Source organism: Magnetococcales bacterium (genome assembly GCA_015232395.1).
GTDB lineage: Bacteria > Pseudomonadota > Magnetococcia > Magnetococcales > JADFZT01 > JADFZT01.
The window spans coordinates 1-18,143 of the sequence record JADFZT010000030.1 but is presented as its reverse complement, the minus strand read 5'-3'; the positions used below and the strand labels follow the sequence as shown (position 1 = coordinate 18,143).

10 protein-coding genes are annotated in these 18,143 nt (G+C 55.8%); 6 read left to right on the top strand and 4 right to left on the bottom strand.

Translation table 11 applies throughout. The annotated features are described in order from the left end of the window. Positions 1–22: 22 nt before the first annotated feature. Together HQL52_10095 and HQL52_10090 are read right to left on the bottom strand one after the other, a co-directional pair. Positions 23–1,732, bottom strand: coding sequence for a response regulator (locus HQL52_10095; GenBank protein MBF0369796.1), 1,710 nt, complete (start codon positions 1,730–1,732; stop codon positions 23–25). 211 nt (positions 1,733–1,943) lie between these two features. Beyond that, on the bottom strand, positions 1,944–6,470 hold the full coding sequence (locus HQL52_10090) for a response regulator (GenBank protein ID MBF0369795.1): 4,527 nt from the start codon (positions 6,468–6,470) through the stop codon (positions 1,944–1,946). Between the two features lie 1,728 nt (positions 6,471–8,198). Here HQL52_10090 and HQL52_10085 point away from each other — a divergent pair. The 3 genes from HQL52_10085 to HQL52_10075 are packed head-to-tail and all read left to right on the top strand — an operon-like array spanning position 8,199 to position 11,576. After that, a complete protein-coding gene (locus HQL52_10085; GenBank protein MBF0369794.1) occupies positions 8,199–8,612 on the top strand; it encodes a hypothetical protein in 414 nt (137 codons plus the stop codon). Next, positions 8,612–9,442 carry an ATP-dependent sacrificial sulfur transferase LarE gene (gene larE / locus HQL52_10080; GenBank protein MBF0369793.1) on the top strand — a complete coding sequence of 277 codons (831 nt, stop codon included), beginning with the start codon at positions 8,612–8,614 and terminating at the stop codon, positions 9,440–9,442. Before HQL52_10085 ends, larE begins: the two co-directional genes overlap by 1 nt. A 43-nt stretch (positions 9,443–9,485) precedes the next feature. Further along, on the top strand, positions 9,486–11,576 hold the full coding sequence (locus HQL52_10075) for a hypothetical protein (GenBank protein MBF0369792.1): 2,091 nt from the start codon (positions 9,486–9,488) through the stop codon (positions 11,574–11,576). Positions 11,577–11,622: 46 nt separating this feature from the next. Here HQL52_10075 and larB read toward each other — a convergent pair whose 3' ends face one another. Beyond that, positions 11,623–12,426: a nickel pincer cofactor biosynthesis protein LarB gene (gene larB / locus HQL52_10070; protein MBF0369791.1), complete on the bottom strand. Its 804-nt coding sequence runs from the start codon at positions 12,424–12,426 to the stop codon at positions 11,623–11,625. 58 nt (positions 12,427–12,484) lie between these two features. After that, positions 12,485–13,744, bottom strand: a complete 1,260-nt coding sequence (gene larC / locus HQL52_10065) for a nickel pincer cofactor biosynthesis protein LarC (GenBank protein MBF0369790.1) — start codon at positions 13,742–13,744, stop codon at positions 12,485–12,487. A 613-nt stretch (positions 13,745–14,357) separates the two neighbouring features. On the opposite strand from larC, the gene HQL52_10060 reads away from it, so the two are divergent. From HQL52_10060 to HQL52_10050, 3 genes are all read left to right on the top strand, one after another. Further along, complete coding sequence (locus HQL52_10060) at positions 14,358–15,668, top strand: serine protease (GenBank protein MBF0369789.1); 1,311 nt, start codon at positions 14,358–14,360, stop codon at positions 15,666–15,668. Between the two features lie 348 nt (positions 15,669–16,016). Continuing rightward, positions 16,017–16,688 carry a sulfite exporter TauE/SafE family protein gene (locus HQL52_10055; GenBank protein ID MBF0369788.1) on the top strand — a complete coding sequence of 224 codons (672 nt, stop codon included), beginning with the start codon at positions 16,017–16,019 and terminating at the stop codon, positions 16,686–16,688. A 119-nt stretch (positions 16,689–16,807) separates the two neighbouring features. Beyond that, complete coding sequence (locus tag HQL52_10050; protein ID MBF0369787.1) at positions 16,808–17,800, top strand: sigma 54-interacting transcriptional regulator; 993 nt, start codon at positions 16,808–16,810, stop codon at positions 17,798–17,800. The last annotated feature ends 343 nt before the right edge of the window (positions 17,801–18,143 follow it).

The window sequence follows — 18,143 nt, the reverse complement described above, 5'->3', positions numbered from 1 at the left end:
GCTTTGGAACCATCCCAAAGCATCACTCCGGGGAGGGAATAGCACCCTTGGCCATCGAAGTCGAAACCATCTTCTGAATGGTCGCTTTTAACTCTTCAATCCGAAAAGGCTTGGCAACAAAAGCATCCATTCCCGCATCAAAACAGGCCTTTTGCTCCTCCTGCATGGCGTTGGCCGTTAGCGCGATGATGGGGATTCGGGTGGTGAAATTTTGCGCCTTTTCCAGACGGCGAATTTCCTGGGTGGCCCGATAGCCATCCATCACCGGCATCCGGCAATCCATGATGATGAGATCGTAGCGCCCAGCCTCCATCCGATCCAAAACCTCCTGGCCATTAGAAACCGCCTCGACCTTGGCAAAACCCAACCGGACCAAAATTTCCCCGATCAGGGATTGGGCCATGGGTTCATCCTCCGCCACCAGCAGGTTGAGGCCGCCAAAGGGTACCGGGGGACGCTGGGTGTGTTGGTCGACCGGGGGCGTGGCGGGTTTGCGAATCGGGGAGGGGAGGGGTTGTTGGGTCGGTTTTTCGAAGCGGGCTGAAAAACGAAAGGAGGAGCCCAAGCCTTCGGTGGATTTGACCTCCATCCCACCCCCCATCAGCTCCACCAGCCCCGAGGAGATCGCAAGCCCCAAGCCCGTACCACCAAACCTGCGGGTGCTGGAACCATCCACCTGATAAAACGGCACCAGCAGTTGATCCAGCGCTTCTTTGGGAATACCGATGCCGCTGTCATCCACCATAAACTCCAGCACCGCCCGGGAAGAAGTCGCTTCCTTGAGCTTGATATAGAGGGTCACCAGCCCCCCCTCGGTAAACTTGATGGCGTTGCCTATCAGATTGCCCAACACCTGCTTGAGTCGTTGGGGATCGCCGATCAGCCGGGTGGGTATATCGGGAAAAAATTGCCAGAGAAGCTCAACCTCCTGTTGTCGGGCTCGGGGAGTGAGCAGATTGATCACCTCTTCAACCAACGGCCCCAGATCAAAAGCGACCTTGTTCAGCTCCACCACCCCCGACTCCACTTTGGAAAAATCGAGAATGTCGTTGATAATCAGGAGCAGATCGTTGCCGGAGCGAATGATGGTATCCACATGGCGGCGCTGTTTTTCGTTGAGTTCGCTATTGGTGAGCAGTTGGGCAAAGCCCAGCACACCATTCAGGGGGGTGCGCACTTCATGGCTCATGGCGGCCAAAAAACGGCTTTTGGCCCGGTTGCCCGATTCCGCAGCCTTGAGCGCCTTTTGGATTTTCACATCCATCTCTTGGCGGTGGATCAACTCCCGCTCCAGACGGGCGTTTTGTTCTTCCAGAAGGGTGGCCTGCCGTTGGAGTTGGTGTTTTTGATTGTAAAGATTGAGAAAAATTTCCACCTTGGAGAGCAAAATCCGGGTATCGATGGGTTTCAGAATAAAATCCACCCCCCCGGAGCAGTAGGCCTTAAGCTTGTTTTTTTCTTCCGCATAATAGGCGGTGACGAAAATAATCGGCATGTGCCGGGTTTGGGGCTCGTCCCGGAGAAATTCCGCCACCTGATAGCCATCCATGTCCGGCATCTGGACATCCAAAAGCAGCAGGGCAAAGTCGTTTTTCAGGCAGAGAGCCAGGGTCTCATTGCCTGATTCGGCTGTGAAAAGTTGGGCGTCGACTTTGGCCAGCATGCTTTTCATGGCCGTGAGGTTGGCCGGCTTGTCGTCGATGATGAGGATTTTGGGGAGGCTGTTATCCATGTTTGATCAGACAAACCGTTCGCTCTACAGGGATCGGTGCGGCTTTTTGGACTGGGGTGAGATTATGGGTCATTTTGCTTGATGGTAAAGGTCTGTCAGCCATTAAGATGTAACAGATGGTATGGAATTAATGATTCATTCATATATTCTATGTCTAGCCAGCCTGCCAGCACGACGCTCTCTTTTGTTTTGGAGAGATACGCCATAGCCTTTAGGCCTGTTCCCCTGGATGATCAGTCTCTTCTTTTGTCGGATATTTTTCCAGCCAGTTACGCAGCTTGGCCAGCAACAATGCCTGATCCACCGGTTTGGAGAGATAGTCGTTGGCCCCCACCTTGAGGAGATCGTTACGATCCTCGGGGCTTGCTTTGGCGCTGAGACCGATGATGATGATCTCCTGGAATCGGGCATCCCCACGAATGTTGCGAATCGCTTCAAAGCCATCCATCTCCGGCATCATGACATCCATCAGAATGAGATCGATGTCGGATGATTTTTGCAACTCTTCCATGGCTTCCCGGCCATTGCTCGCAGGTACCACCTTAAGTCCCTTTGGTTCCAGAATTCTCTTCAGGGCAAAGGTGTTGCGCATGTCATCATCCACCAACAAAATGGTCCGACCCTGAAAGGCTTGTGCCGGATCCTGGCGTTTTTCCAGCATGGAGCGCTGTTTTTTGGGGAGCTTTTTGGTGGGGCGATGTAAAAACAGGGTCGCTTCATCCAGGAGTCGTTCCTGGGAGTGCACCCCTTTGATGACGATGCTTTCGGTATATTTGCGCAAAAGTAGAATCTCTTCCCGGCTCAGATCCCGGGCGGAGTGGACGATCACCGGGGTTTTGGCGGCATATTTTTTCCGCGCCATACGCTCCAGCATTTCCATGCCGGTCATATCCGGTAGCCCCAGATCGAGAATCAGGCAGTCGAAATCCCTCTTTTTAAGGAGATTCAACGCTTTTTCACCATTACCGACAGCGATAACCTGCACTTCGGGGCTTGCAAAAATTCGTCCCAGCTCTTTCCTGGCGACGCTGTTGTCCTCAACAATGAGCAGCTGCCGGGGCTCGGGACCGGTCAGACGTTCGATTTGACGGAAAATTTCGGCCATCCGTTTTTTGTTGACCGGTCGCTGGATCAATCCCGCCGCCCCTTTTTTGAGGCCCAGTTGATCCTTCTGGATATCGTCGGAGAGTATGTGGACCGGTAGATGGCGGGTTTCGGGATCCTGCTTGAGACGCTCCATCACCTCCATACCATCCAGACCCGGCAAGGAAGCGTCCAGGAGGATGGCTGTGGGTTCGTGTTTGGCAATCAGTGCCAGTCCAGAGGTGCCATCTTTGGCCAAAATGCCCTTGAAGCCTTTTTCCCGGGTCATCTCCAGGAGAACCTGACCCTCATTCTGGTCGGCGGTGACGATCAACATGACCCGATCCCCGCTGGTGATTATTTTGAGATCGTCCACCACGGGTGGTGAGGCGGGTGGGGGGGAGGTGATGACCGGGGGCGATCTTGGGGCTCGCCGATCCGAAGCCCGGCGAGTGAGGGGATTGCCCATGGGGGTGGTGGGGGGGGTGTCTGGCTCGGACCAGGCCTCTTCGATTTTTTTGGGGAGGAGCAGGGTGAAGACGCTTCCCTGACCTTCCCGACTCATGAGGCGGATCTCTCCTCCCAGAAGGCGGGTGAGTTCCCGGGAGATGGAGAGTCCGAGACCTGTGCCGCCATACTTCCGGCTGGTGGTGCCATCTGCCTGTTTGAAGGCCTGGAAGATGGATTCATACTTTTCGGAAGGGATGCCGATGCCGCTGTCTTCCACTTCGATGGCCAGCGCCTTGGAGGCCGCCAAATGTTCCGGAGCGGCCAGCCTCAGCTCATTTTCAGAAAGACGGCGATCTGTGGGTGGGGGGCGGAAGCGGACCGAAACCGTGCCTTGGTCGGTATATTTAATGGCGTTTGCGACCAGATTTTTCAAAACCTGGCTGATTTTGCCTTCATCGCTGGAAAGCCCCGTCGGCGTGCCGTCCAGCACATCCACCTGGAGTGTCAGCCCCTTGTCCTTGGCCACATGGGTGAAGTGGCGCTTCAGGAAGAGCGCCATGTCGTCGGTTTCCACCCAGCTGGTGTGGAGTTCCATCTTGCCGGACTCCACCTTGGAAAGATCCAGAATGTCGTTGATCAGGCTGAGTAGATCCGAGCCACTGGCATGGATGATCTGGGCGGCCTCGATCTGCTCTGAGGTGAGATTGTTTTCTTCGTTTTCCGTGAGATTTTTGGCCAAAATCAGCAAGCTGTTCAGTGGGGTGCGCAGCTCGTGGGACATGTTGGAGAGGAACTGGGATTTGTAGCGGCTCACCTCCTCCAGATGCCGGGCTTTTTCCTCGATTTCGTGCTGGGCCTCTTCCAGGGCGGATTGATTATTTTCCAGGTGTTCGGTCTTTTCCAACAGAGCTTCGTTGGTAGCTCGAATCTCCTCCTGCTGTTTCTTCAGCTCTTCTTCCGAGGCCATGAGGGCTTCGTTGGTGGCTTGTAGTTCCGCCTGCTGCTCCTTGAGCTCCTCTTCGCTGGCTTGCAGCTCTTCGGTCTGCTCCTGAAGTTTTTGGTTGGTGTGGGTGAGCTGCCTTCCCTTGGCCTCCAGCTCCAGAGCCTGCTGACGGGTCTGCTGAAGCATCTCCTTGAGTTGCTGGTTGGAGACCGCACCGATGATGGCCAGAGCGATGCTTTCTGTCACCAAATCCAAAAAGGCCAGATGCTCGGAGTTGAATTCATTGAGGCTACCCAGCTCCAACACCCCCAGTACCGAGCCGTTGCGGACGATGGGGTAGATCAGGATATTCCGGGGAGTCCCCTCTCCCAGGCTGGAGTGAATGGGGAGATAGTGCTCCGGGACGTTGGTGACGAGGATCGGTTCTTTTTCCACTACGGCCTGCCCCACGAGCCCCTCTCCAGGCTGATAGGTGGCAGGGGATTGATCCTGAATCAGGGCATAACTACCCAGTAGCTCCAGGGCTCCTTCCGCTTTGGATTGATAGAAGGTGCCCACCCGGGCTTCCATATGGTCAGCCAAAAATCGAATGATGGTCGCAGCCAGGGCGGCGGGTTCCTGCTCCCCCCGTATACGGTCGTTCAAGATGGTCTGGCCGCTTTTTTGCCACTGATCCCGTTCGTTTCTGGAACTCATCTCCCTCAGGGAGTGGGTCATGCTGAGAAGTGAGGTGGAGAGAGTATCCCGGCTGGAGCGGGGGGTGATTTCGATGGAATAGTCACCCTGGGCGATGGCGTTGGCCTGCTCGATCACCTGGCTTAAATTTTCTCGCATCTGGTTGACTGCGCGACCTGTGACATCCTCTGTGCTGCGGATGGTGAGGGGGGCGCCAATATCTCCCAGGGCGATCACCTGGCACACCTCCGAGACATCCAATAAGGAGTCCACCATCTCCCGAAAGCTTTGATTCAACGCCCCCAGCTCATCGGGGGGTGTTTTGATGTCGGCATATTGCAGGTTTCCCGCAGCGATCTGTTTCGACCATTGGGTCAAACGCCGCAGGGGGCCGACGATGGAGCCAGTCACCAAAACCGCCACCAGAAATACCAAAATCGTGGTGGCCGCCAGGGTAAAGATCATCCGTGCCTTAAGCTCTGCGATGGGCGCAAAAGCTTCATTGGCATCGATTTCCGCAATGAGAGCCCACTCCAGACCGTATGTTTCAATAAAAGCGATATCCACGATCCAGCCCAGCACCATCTTCCCGCGATAGTCTGGATAGGGCTGGGCGACCTTGAAAATGGTGGCATTTATTTCACTAAGCGGAGTGAGGGGTTCCTCCGTCATTTTTTCAAAGTCATGGACTTGAGCACTCATGTCCGGTTTCCGACCGGTCCATGCGGAACCATGTGTTTCAATTTCGTTATGGAACCAGAGGTGGCTGGCTAAGGTGTCGATCTCTTTTTTCAGAACGGTCGGTTCGGTTTCGAATCGGGAGTTGGAGCGCATGAAACCATCCCGGCCCACCAGGTAGGTCTCGCCACTCAAGCCCAACCCGGTGCGGTCTGAGAGAAATTCATTGATTTCGTTGCTGGTGAGGCGGATGGCTGCCAAGCCGATGGGGTGGCCTGCACCATCCTTCACTTGGCGCATGGTCAGGAAAGTGGCCTGTCCCCGGCTCGCCTCATGGATTTCCAGATCAGAAATGACCGCTCCTTGGCCTCGGAGTGCTTCTTTGGTGGCCAACCCAAAGGGGGTGTCACCCTTGTCACCAGTCGGGACATTGGTTCCCAGGCAGATGGTATCTTTCAGGGCAAAGAGAACGTTTCCGTCCAGATCCAGCAGATAGATATCGGTATATTCGAAACTTTCCCGAAAATTTTCCAGCTCGTTTTTGTGTTGAGTTGCCAAGGCCTGCCAAGCAGCGCTTTGCGTAAACGCCTGGAGCGTGAGCCCGCTTTTTTCGTGGGAGGCGATGAGATCTTCGAGAAACCGGAGGGTGGTGGGTGACCGGGAAATCCAGTCAAGCTCCATCAACTCCTCATCCAGATATTTTTCGATATAGCGGGTTTTCAAGACCAGGGAGTTGGTGAGAATCTGGTCGGCATTGGTGAGGATCTCTGTTTTGGCATTTTCATAGCTTCCCCACATCACCCCAGCCAATGGGAGGATGGCGATGGTCATGAACCACAGCAGAAGCCTTCTGCCGATACCCTGATAGAAGGGGATTTTTTCGGCTTGTTTGGGATCGAGATCCGTCATATCCGACTGGCTACTCCCTTTCCGGTTTGGTTGGGGGGGAATGACCTGCGGGTTGAGGCGATCTTGGCCGGTAAAGAGAGGAACCCTATTGAAGAAGTTATGCAGGGCGATTGATCAGTGGTGAAGGTTGTGTGGCGCTGGGGTGGGGAGAAGGGGCGTGGGTGAATCGGCTGATAAATCCTGATAAACGAGGGAGTAAGCCTCTTGATTGAGCACGGTATTTGGTGAGCCATGGCCATTCTCCACTACAATCGTTTCATCGCTTGAAAATTCGATTGAACTTTCGATTTGGCAGTCAGGCGCTCTGGACTGGTCGCCCCCTCTTGATCCGTGTCTTTAGCCCCTATGAGCCTATGTTTTTGCTGGCTGGGTTTGAGGATAAATAATTTAATGGAATGTGGGGTGTCGGGATAGGGCCTGGTCTGGGGACTGGATGGGCCTACCGACTGTTTCCAAGAATTTTTTGATGATTGGAAAGTTAAGTTTATCCAAAAAAATCCAATAATCGCCATATTAATAAATCTAAATTAAGAATATCAAGATATTCTGTTATGCGCAGCCGCTTCCCTCTCTGTCCAAGCCCTGTGGGTCAGTGGCCATCAGGTATGGCAACATATTGTGTTTTATTGTGTATTTGTGCAGGAACCAGGGGCTGGTGAGAGAAAAGGGAGGGGGGGATTTTTCTCTCAGCAGCCCCGGTCTGGGACGCAAGAAACTTACGGCCCTTTCTGAACCCTTGTGGGGGTATTCTATGTAAACCGGGTAGGGCTCTTTTTTTCGGAGGCGATGGGCTTTTGGATCCAGCCCCAAAGTCTGCTTGGGAGTTCCCGGGTTATTGTTGTAAAAGTTTGCCAAAGGTTGGTTGGGAGAGGGGGGGCCAAGTCCAACCTTTGGCAGGAATCCCGGAGAACCCGGGATCCATCATCTTCCGTGTTGATGGATACTTCCTTGTTTTTACCCTTAAATAGATAACACAAACTGTGCCACATTGTTTTTCGAATATAAGATCCAACAAAAACAATTGACTGGCAAAATTGTTTGGGGGGTGAGCTGGGGGGAGGGGGGTGAAAAAAATATAGTCGCTGAATGGGGATTGCTTCTCATTAACGGCAAAAAACCTTGAATATCGGACAGATTTTGGGGGGTGGTGATTATTTTTACAAAGTGAAAAATTACCCACCCCCCCTTCGTTCAAGGACGAAGTGTCTGGCCACCCCCAATTCATCCAGCTGTTTATTATGACCTGAAAAAGGGTTTAACCAGAGAGACGATGGATTTGGTAGCCCTATGGTATCTATTCAGCACCCTGTTGGATGATGCCTGGAATCGAACAGAGGATGAGGTCTGAAGTTTTCCTGGGTTCTCCAATTTGCGGAATGACGTTGGCAAATATGCCAGAACAAGCCCGCGAATAAAGATCGTCATTTGCAGGAATCCAGAGGTGGCTATCTCATGCGTTGGAAATAATCTTTTCACAGGGTGCTGAATAGTTGCGATTGAGATTTTATTCATGATATTGGTCTTCATTCAGAAATCGCAAAAGACGTACAGTTTAAATCCATTATATCTGTCCTTTTCCGGATGGCACTCCCCCCAGCTCATCGTGCCCATACCCCTGTGTCCGGGATTTCAGCAGGTAAGGAAAGAGGGATCGACCGGTTTGTTGGATTGGGCTATCTTCTTGGGGGTCGATTGGGGCGTTTATCAGGGCTTTATCAATGAGGTGGGATGATGGACAAATGGCCGTTGCACAAAAAAATCGCGGTGATGGCTGTGATGCTTTTGCTGCTGGTGCCGATGGTGTCGGGGTTGTCGGTTAATCTCTTGATCTCCCAACAAAACTATCTGGCCTATGAGATGGAGCGGCTGGAGCGTTCCCTCGCGGGGATTCCGGCGACGGATCCCCAGGTGGAGGAGGTTTTTCACCAGACCCGTACCTTCAAGCGGGTGGCTGATGAAAGAAGCCGTAGTGCCATCCTGTTGATTACCGTCATCACCCTTCTGGCGCTGTTGATGGGGACGTTGGTGGCCTTCTTTATGGTGCGCCTTCTCTCCCGCCAGGGGCCGGGATCGGGAAAAGGGGGCGGAGCCGGGCCGGGGGGAGAGAGTCGAAAAACAAGCAAGGGGAGGTGGCAACGCTGATGGCTGAGGTTCAACAAAAATATCAAGACCTGCTCAATCACTTGCGCACCCTGGGCCGGGTGGTGGTGGCCTGGTCGGGGGGGGTGGATTCCACCTTTTTGGTGGCGGCGGTCATGGAATCGGGGATCGACTATCTCGCCGTGACCGCCACCTCGCCCACCATGCCGGCTCACGATCTGGCCGAAGTAAAAAGAGGGGCTGCTGCCCGCCGGATCAATCACCGCATTATCGAAAGCGGTGAGATGTCTGACGATAATTTTGTTAAAAATCCACCAGATCGCTGCTTCTACTGCAAGAGCGATCTGTTTGGTCGATTGACCCGGCTCGCCGAAGCAGAAGGGTTTGACGGGGTATTGGATGGCTCCAGCGCCGACGATATCGATGACTACCGCCCCGGATTCAAGGCCAAGGATCAGTTTCGGGTGTTGAGCCCTTTGCTGGACATGGGGCTCACCAAGGCGGAGATCCGGGCCTTTTCCAAACAGCTCGACCTGCCCACCTGGGATAAACCCGCTTCCCCCTGCCTCTCCTCCCGGATCGCCTACGGGGATCCCATTGAGCTGGCCGCATTGCGGATGGTGGAGCAGGCGGAGATCCATCTCAAAGAGTTGGGCTTTACCACCCTGCGGGTGCGCAAACAGGGGGAGACCGCCCGGATCGAGTTGCTCGAAGGGGAGATGGACCGGTTTTTCGAAGGGGATCTGCGCAGGCAGGTCAGCGCTACCCTGCAAGGGTTTGGCTTTCGCTTTGTCACCCTCGATCTGGAGGGATTCATGAGCGGCAAGCTCAATCGGGTGATCGATATCCCGGTGGAACCATCCGCACCATGACTTTTTTTCTCTCCCACCCAATCCATCCAGGCACCTGACCGCTATGCCCACCCACTCCAGCGCCAAAGGGCTCATCGCCTTTTTGTCTCTGCTCCTGATCATGATGGCGGGCTGGTTTGCCCGTATGGATGATCTGGCCGATTGGAGTGCTCAGCCTGAGCGGGCTTTTTATGCCGAAGAGCCGCTGTTGCGGGGGGCGGATGGCTACTATTATCTGGATCTGGGCCGGGATCTGCTGGAGGGCACCTATGAAGCTGGATTGCCCCGGGAGGGGGAGGTGCAACACACCTTTCCCCGCCCCGAACGGGTGCCCCTGCTCGGAGTGATGATCGCCAAAGGCTCCGAAATATCGGCTTATTCTCCCCTCTGGGTTGCGGCATTGATTCCGGCTTTTTTGGGGCCGCTTTTGGCGATCCCCCTTTTTTTGCTGGGGCGTGCCTTGGGCGGGGTGGTGATGGGGCTCAGTGGGGCTTTTCTCGGCATCATCTCCCCCTTTTATGTGCAGCGTTCCAGCCTGGGGTGGTGTGATACCGATGTCTTGAATGTTACCTGGTTGATGGGGCTTGTCTATTGCTTTTTGCGATTTTCCAAAGCCGAGCCGGGGCGGGGGTATGGTTGGCTGGGAGGGGCGCTTACGGTTTATGGTGGCTTTGTCTGGTGGTGGGAGCAGGCCCCGGCCCAGATTACCGCCATCTTTCTGTTTTTGTTGGTGCTGGCAGGGATCCATCGCCCTTATCGGCAAAAACGGGAACAGATGATTCTAGCCGGGACGGCGCTCCTGGCGTTGGGGATGCTTGGGGGGTGGCTGGGATTCGATTATCTCCTGGGGATTCCTGGCAACCTGCTTGGAAATTTGACTTTTTTCAGCAAATCCGCCGCAGGGGGGTTCCCCAACCTTTCCGCCTCCATCTCTGAATTCAGAACCCCCACCTTTGACTATTCGATGCGGGCGACCTCTGGTAACCCGCAAATTTTTTTGGTCTCCGGGATTGGGCTCGCCTTGCTTTTATGGCAGCGCCGTCGAGAGGGGGTACTGTTTTTGCTCCCGGCGGTGGGGCTGGGGCTTTGGGGGCTTCTGTTTACCCAGCGTTTTTTGATTTTTTTGGGACCGGTCATGGTTTTGGGCTACGGTTACCTGCTCCAGACACTCCTGGATCGTTGGGGGGATAAACAGTTTCGCACCTCTGTGGCTCTGGTGATTTTGGGGTTGGGGCTTGCCTGGTATCAGAGCCAAACCCGCATTTATCGCACCACCTACCTCCCCGGAAAATTTGAGGCGACCCAGGTCCAAGGGATGGTCCAGGCCCGGGAGTTGGTGTCGGAGCAGGGGGTGATCTGGGCTTGGTGGGATTTTGGCCACCTCTTGCGTTACTGGACCAAAAATCGGGTGATCAGCGATGGCCACTCCGATGTCACGAGCGGTGAGCACATCGTCTATACCGCTATTCCCCTGGCTACCGCTGATCAACGCCTGGCAGCCAACTTTATCCGCTTTTATGCCGAGCGGGGGCGGGAGGGGATGCAGCTTTTTTATCGGGCTGTGGGGGGAGAGCGGCAGCAGGGGCTGGAGCTGGTGAAGGGGATTTTGGCGGCGGGGCCGCAGGCCGCCCGGGAGATGATCAGTGGGGCGCACTTGATTCCCCAGGGGGAGTGGCGTGGGGTGGAGGGGTGGTTGGATTTCTTTTTTCCGGCAAGTGCCAAGCCCAGCTATCTTTTCCTGCCCGGGAGGATGCTGAAAATGGTCAGATGGTGGTATCCCTTCGGCAGTTGGGATATCGATCATCGGCGCGGGGAGGACTCTTTTTTCAAGTCCATCCCGAAAAATGTGCAGAAGGTGTCAGACGGGGGGTATGTTTCACCAGATGGGACATTCCGGGTGCCAGCAGATTCCCTCAACCAATATCAAAGCTCTGAAACCGCCCGCTGGCTGCGCCGCAGTGATAAAAAACTCGACCGGACCCTGCTGATGCTGGAGCCTGACCATGAGGGGTTCATCATGAACCTGGGGGTGGAGCGCTCCACCCTGATCCAGCTGATGCTGCTCCAGCGCCCTCGGGATGGTTATTTTACGCCTCTGTTGTTGGAAGGTCTCGATTATCAGCTCTGGGAGGTGCATCCCGATCCAAGGGGTTGATGTCGGTGGGAGGGGGGATGGAGTCTGAAAAACGGGGTCGGGGTATTCAACTGTTTTCCTCACCTGCTTCCCCATGGGCTTCCCGATTATTCCCCAGGCGATTGATCAGTCCCGCCACATATCCTGCCCCAAAGCCGTTGTCGATGTTGACCACTGTCACGTTGGCGGCACAGCTGTTGAGCATGCCCAGGAGGGCTGAGAGGCCGTTAAAGGAGGAGCCATAGCCCTGGGAGGTGGGGATGGCGATGACCGGTTTATCCACCAGCCCCCCCACCACCGACGGCAGCGCCCCCTCCATGCCGGCCGCCACCACCAACACCCGGGCTTCCCGCAACAGATCCCCCGCCGCCAGCAGCCGATGGAGCCCCGCCACACCGGAATCAAAATGGGTCGCCACCCGGGCCCCCATGAGCCGGGCGACCAGGGCCGCTTCGGCCGCCACCGGAATATCGCTGGTGCCCGCAGAAAAGACTGCCACCAACCCTTCCTCACCCTGATCTTCCATCTGTCGGTAGAGGCATCCCGTGCTCGGCTCGTGGCTCAATTCGGGAAAGAGCCCTTGGAGTTTGACCCGCCGTTTTTTGCCCAGGCGGGTGATGAGGAGATCTCCCCCATGGGTGAGGGAGCGCTCGACGATGGCGCGCAGGTGCTTGAATTTTTTTCCCTGGGCCAGCACCACCTCGGGAAAGCCGTGGCGCACTTGGCGGTGGGTGTCCAGCCGGGCCACCACCCCCCCCTCCTGGGCGACGGGATCCATGGGAAAACGTTGCAGCATGGAGAGGGCCTGCTCCAGGCTGCAACGCCCTTGGCTGAGATCGGTCAAAAGGCTTTTTAACTGGCTGGGGGTCATGTTTAAAATGGCTTTCGCTCAGGGGGAAAACGGTTTTCAGGCGTTGTGCCTGGTTGGCTTACCCTTCAGTGGCTTGGGAGTTTGATTCGGTTGTCGGGGCTGCTGCATCCTGCTGGATGGCGGTTTGGAGATGGGGGGCGATCTCCTGTCGGGCTTGGGGCAGGCTCCATCCTTGTCGTTTGGCGAGTGTGGCCAGATCATCCTGCTCCACCCGCCAGATCTCTCCAGCCTCCACCGCCCTAAGGCTACCCCAGGGGGTTTCGAAAAGGCGATGGCTGCGGGGCAGGGTGAAGCGTTCCCGGCGATTGAACCGCACCCCCAGGGCGGTGGTGTGGGTGAGGAGCAGTCGGGCCAGCTTTTCCTCTTGTCCCAGAGGGGTCATCACCTCGATACGCACCCCGGGACGCCCCTTTTTCATGGTCATGGGAATGAGGGCGACATCCAGGGCGCCTGCGGCAAAGAGAGTCTCCCAGAGGGGGCCGTACCATTCGGGGTTCATGTCATCCACATGGGTCGTCAGCTCGCCAACCCATCCTCGATCCAGCGTGGGGATGGGGGTGGTAGAGGCGGATGGGGTGGCCGAAGCGGGGGAGGGGGCGGTTGCCTCCTGGGCCAAAATCCGCAAGGCGTTGGCTTGCCCCGCTATTTCCCGGCCACCCAGGCCATAGCCTACCCGGTCGATGCGGGTCAGGTCGGGGGGGCCGAAGCGATCCACCATGTTGACCAGGATCGCAGCCCCCGTGGGGGTGACCAGCTCCCGGTCGAAAGCGACTGGTTGCAGGGGGACTTGATGGCTTTTTAAAATTTCCGTCACCGCTGGGGCAGGGAGGGGCATCTGGCCGTGGGCGCAGGTGACCTGGCCGCTGTTGAGGGGGAGGGGGGTGGCTGTGACTTCGGTCACCCCCAGATGCCAGAGCGCAAAAGCCGCCCCGCAGATATCGATGATGGCATCCACCGCCCCGACTTCATGGAAGTGGACCTTTTCCGGAGAGACCCCGTGCATGGCCCCTTCCGCCACAGCCAGGGTGTGGAAGATCGCTTTCGCCCGCTTTGCCACAGGGGCGGGAAAGTGGGCCTGTTCGATCAGGGCGATGATATGGCGCAGATGGCGATGTTTTTTTTCTTCCGGGGCGATCACTTCCAGGCGCATCCCCCGAATGCCGCCGCGCCGTTCTTGGCTGAGATCAAAGGACCAGCCATCCACTCCGAGCCCCGTCAACGCCTGGGTCAAGGCGGCTTGGTCCAGCCCCAAATCCAGGCAAGCTCCCAAAAACATATCCCCGGCAATGCCGCTCTGGGTGTCCAAATGAATTTTCATGCTCTAACCTTGTCATAGTCAGTAATAGCCGACGCCAAGATTAGGCCTGCCACAAGCCTGCTGCAACCCCCACGCCCTGTTTTCAGATTTGTGGAGGAGGGGGGCGGGGTGTTTGGGGTATCGGATTGGTTTGAATTTTTGCCTCAGCTCGGGTTTTGCTGGACGCCCTCAAAGGTCTGCCGGTATGTTGCTTGAGGGGGGCTTGTAGGATTGGTGATGGCCTTTGGCTGGAGGGGGTTGGAGCTTGGCCGGGGGTGTGGATGATTGGCAATATGTAAACCAGGTTGGACAGTTCTGTGAAGGTGTAAACTGGGTTGGACGGTTTTTTTGATGTGTCACCTAAACTGGACAGTGTGTAAAAATAAATGTATCCAGACGGGTCTGCCAAGTGGGGTGATGAAGGTGGATTGTTTATGCAACATGTTGAAAACAAATAATAAAAAAAACTGGTGAACCTTTTGCAAACTATCCATACCAATAGGTCATGCCGGGCAGGTGAAAAGCAGAAGTCGATTAAACTCTTCTCTTCACCCAATTTCACCCCAAGTGGGGGCCGTCAGGTAAGATCCGGATCCATACGTCTTTCGGGGCGTTTCGTTTGTAAGGGGATAGAATGATGAATCGCAAAATGACCACCGCTCTGATGTTGACCGCCGGCCTCATTGGTTATGCTGCTCCAGGAACTCCAGACCTGTTTGCCGCTTCCAGTGTGGCTGAAACCCGTATCGTCGGCGGCAACGAAGCGGAGTCTGGCAGTTATCCCTGGATGGTGGCTCTGGTCAACGCGGCAAGCCCCAGTGCGTATCACGGTCAGTTTTGTGGCGGCACGCTGGTTACCCCCGAGTGGGTGGTGACGGCGGCCCACTGTGTGGAGGGAGAGCGCCCCAATCAGGTGGATGTGGTGCTGGATATCCACAACCTGCGGGAAGAGAGTGGCGAGCGCTTGGAAGTGTCGGAAATCATCGTCCATCCCGACTACAGCACCCACACCATGGATAACGATATTGCGCTTTTACACCTGGCTTCCTCCGCCTCCCAGGAGCCCATCAGTATGGTGACCGGTGATAACGCCGATGAACTCACCGCCGAAGGGGTGCTCTCCACCGTCATCGGTTGGGGCAACACCCAAGGCACGGGGCAAGCCAACTATCCGGATGCCTTGCAGGAGGTGCAGGTACCCCTGGTGACCAACGACGCCTGCAACAACGGCTACAACGGCCAGATTACCGACAACATGCTCTGCGCGGGCTATGACGATGGGGGCAAGGATTCCTGCTCCGGTGATAGCGGCGGCCCTTTGATGGTTCCAGCCAGCGACGGCAGCTTTTCCTTGGCCGGGGTGGTGAGCTGGGGTTATGGCTGTGCCATGCCTGATTATTATGGGGTCTATACCCGGGTTTCCATGTATGACGACTGGATGGATGGCTATTTGGGCGATGCCGAGCCGGTCGCTGCTGAAATCACCCGGCCTGCTGTGGACGATACCCTCAAGGGCACCGAAGTGACTTTCACCTGGGACAACGTCGGCGCTGATTATTATGAGCTGGATGTGGGCTCCAGCGAGGGTGGATATGACATTTATGGCGGCAGCCAGACCACCGAAACCCGGTTGACGGTGAGTGATCTCCCGGAAGATGGTTCCACTGTTTATACCCGTCTCTATTCGGTTTTTGGTGAGGAGGTTTTGACCACGGATGCCACCTTCACCGCCTATACCGCCAGTGCCGAGGGATCGAATGTGGCGATTCGGGCTTGCTTTGAGATCGCCGATGGTCGTGAAATTCATGAAGCACTCCTCAGGCAGAGAGGGGCGCATCCCCAGGTCTCTCAAGTTGATGAGGACGGTTGCATCACTTTCGAATCCTTCCAGCGGGATGGCGGCTTTGTCCTGATGCTCAAAGGGACTCCCCCGCCCCAAAACTAATGCTTCATCACAGTTAGCTCTCCTTGGCCGCCGTTCCTTTTGGGTTCGGCGGCTTTTTTTTCGTGGGCTGGCTGATTCCTGTGGAGAATAACTAAAGGGGAGATTGGGGGTAGCCTGAAAGGGATCGTGGCACTCTTTCGGGCATGGGGGCTTGTTTCGTGGGGCTCAGTGAATCAAGATAGTGGTTGAAGTGGGGCGCGCTTGTCGTGGTGAAGGCGTGCACCCTGTCACCCCAGTCAGAATTTTCTTTAAGCCCCGGAGCCGCGTTTTCTCTTGTTGGATCAACCCGACCATCATTTTTATATCTCTTTGCTGGTGGGATTTGTCAGTTCCCTCCACTGCCTGGGTATGTGCGGGGCGATCATCGGGGCGTTGAGCTTCAGCCTCCCCCCCGAGGTGCGCAATAATCCCCCACGCCTGTTTCGCTATCTCATCGCCTACAATATCGGTCGCATCGGCAGTTATGTTCTGGCAGGTCTGATCATCGGCAATCTGGGGCAGTCCCTGTTTCAAGCCTTAAGCCCCCGTCACGGTCACCTGATCGCCCAGGCTTTAGCGGCTGTGGTGTTGGTGGGGTTGGGGCTGCATCTGGTGGGGCTTTTTAAACGCTGGGCCATGATCGAGCGGGTGGGTCATCTTCTCTGGCGTCATATCGAGCCGGTGGGAAAGCGTTTTCTACCCGCTTCAACCCTCCTGCATGCCGGGCTTTTCGGGGTGGTGTGGGGGTGGTTGCCTTGTGGTTTGGTCTATACCGCCCTGTTTATGGCTGCCAGTGCCGATGGTTTTTTTGGTGGCGGCATGGTGATGCTCGGGTTTGGCCTGGGCACACTACCGGTGACCCTGGTGGCGGGTTTGGTGTCGGGACGGGTGCTGCATTGGTCCAACTTGTCCTGGATCAAGGAAATTTTGGGTGTTATACTGATACTGTTGGGTTTGGTCACGTTGGGACTGATCGGTCACGACCCCGGACACGCCTCCTGGCACAATCTATTGAGTCTATTTGGGATCGATGGACACTGAGTCCCGGCTTGATGGCAGTGATGACGCATCCCGATTTTTGTGGGAACCAAATCGTCATCCGGGTGGTCTCTCTGGAGGGGCTCTCCCTTTTTTGAGCGAGCGATATATTTTATCCAGCGATGGTGGTTTCCTTTTTGAAAAGCGAACAAAACATGTCTGAACACCTTTGGGGCAACGCCCCGGAATTCCAGGCTGTACTGCGCTCCTCCCGAGTGGTGGCAGCGACGGATGTCAGTGTGCTCATCACCGGCGAATCCGGCACCGGCAAGGAACTCCTCGCCCGGGATCTCCACAAAGAAAGTCGCCGGGCAAAGGGTCCGTTTGTCGCCATCAACTGTGCGGCCTTGCCGGAAACCTTGGCGGAATCCACCCTTTTCGGTCACCTGAAGGGCGCCTTCACTGGAGCCATTGCCAACCAGACAGGCTCCATTCGAGCGGCAGAGGGGGGTACGCTCTTTCTGGATGAAATCGGCGAAATTCCTCTCTCCATTCAGCCCAAGCTGCTGCGGTTTTTGGAATCCGGCGAAACCCAGGCGGTGGGGAGTCCTGCCCCGGAACGGGTGGATGTGCGGGTGGTGGCAGCGACCAATCGGGATCTGCTGACTCAGGTTCGGGAAGGCAAATTTCGGGCAGATCTTTACTACCGCCTCAACGTGGTGCCTTTGGCCTTGCCTCCCCTGCGGGAGCGTGAGGGAGATATCAAGCTGTTGCTGGAGCGTTTTATTTCCCAATTTGCCCGGGAGCATCAACTGAGCGCCCCTCAAATCGATGCCCAGGCTTTTGGTTTGATCGAGCAGCACCCTTGGCCGGGAAATGTGCGGGAGTTGCGCAATCTCTGTGAGCGTCTGGTGGTGCTCTGTTCCGGTAAAACCGTGCGTCCCGGTCACCTGCCGACGGAAATTTTAACGCCGGAGAGTGGTGGCGGTGAAAAAGGGATGGCTTCTCCGTTTCACTTGCCCGCCAAAGGGATTTCCCTGGAGCAGTTGGAAAAGGATCTGATCCATCAGGCCTTGGAAAAAACCCGGGGCAACAAAACCCGGGCTGCGAGACTCCTGGGTCTCACCCGGGATACCTTCCTCTACCGCATTAAAAAATACGCCCTGCCGATCTAAAAACGTTTCTGGCTTTAAGGGATTTAAAAAAGACCTTGGGGGGAATTCTCTTCTCTCAAGGTTTTTTTGTTCATCTCTCTGGGGGGGAACGCATGCGTAGGATGTGGTGAGCTGTGCGAACCGCATCAATCAAGACTGATGTGCCATTTTATAGTAGGTCTACCTCAGAGTTGGACACTCTTCCCTGACTCGTCATCCCCGCGAAGGCGGGGATCCAGAGAGAGAATCACAACCCTCAAGGAAAAAACAAAACCTTCAGCAAGGTCGGTATTTTGTTGAAAGTGAAGCAAGATTTGGAAAGTTTCGTGTCTGGCACCCTGGATTCCCGCATTCGCGGGAATGA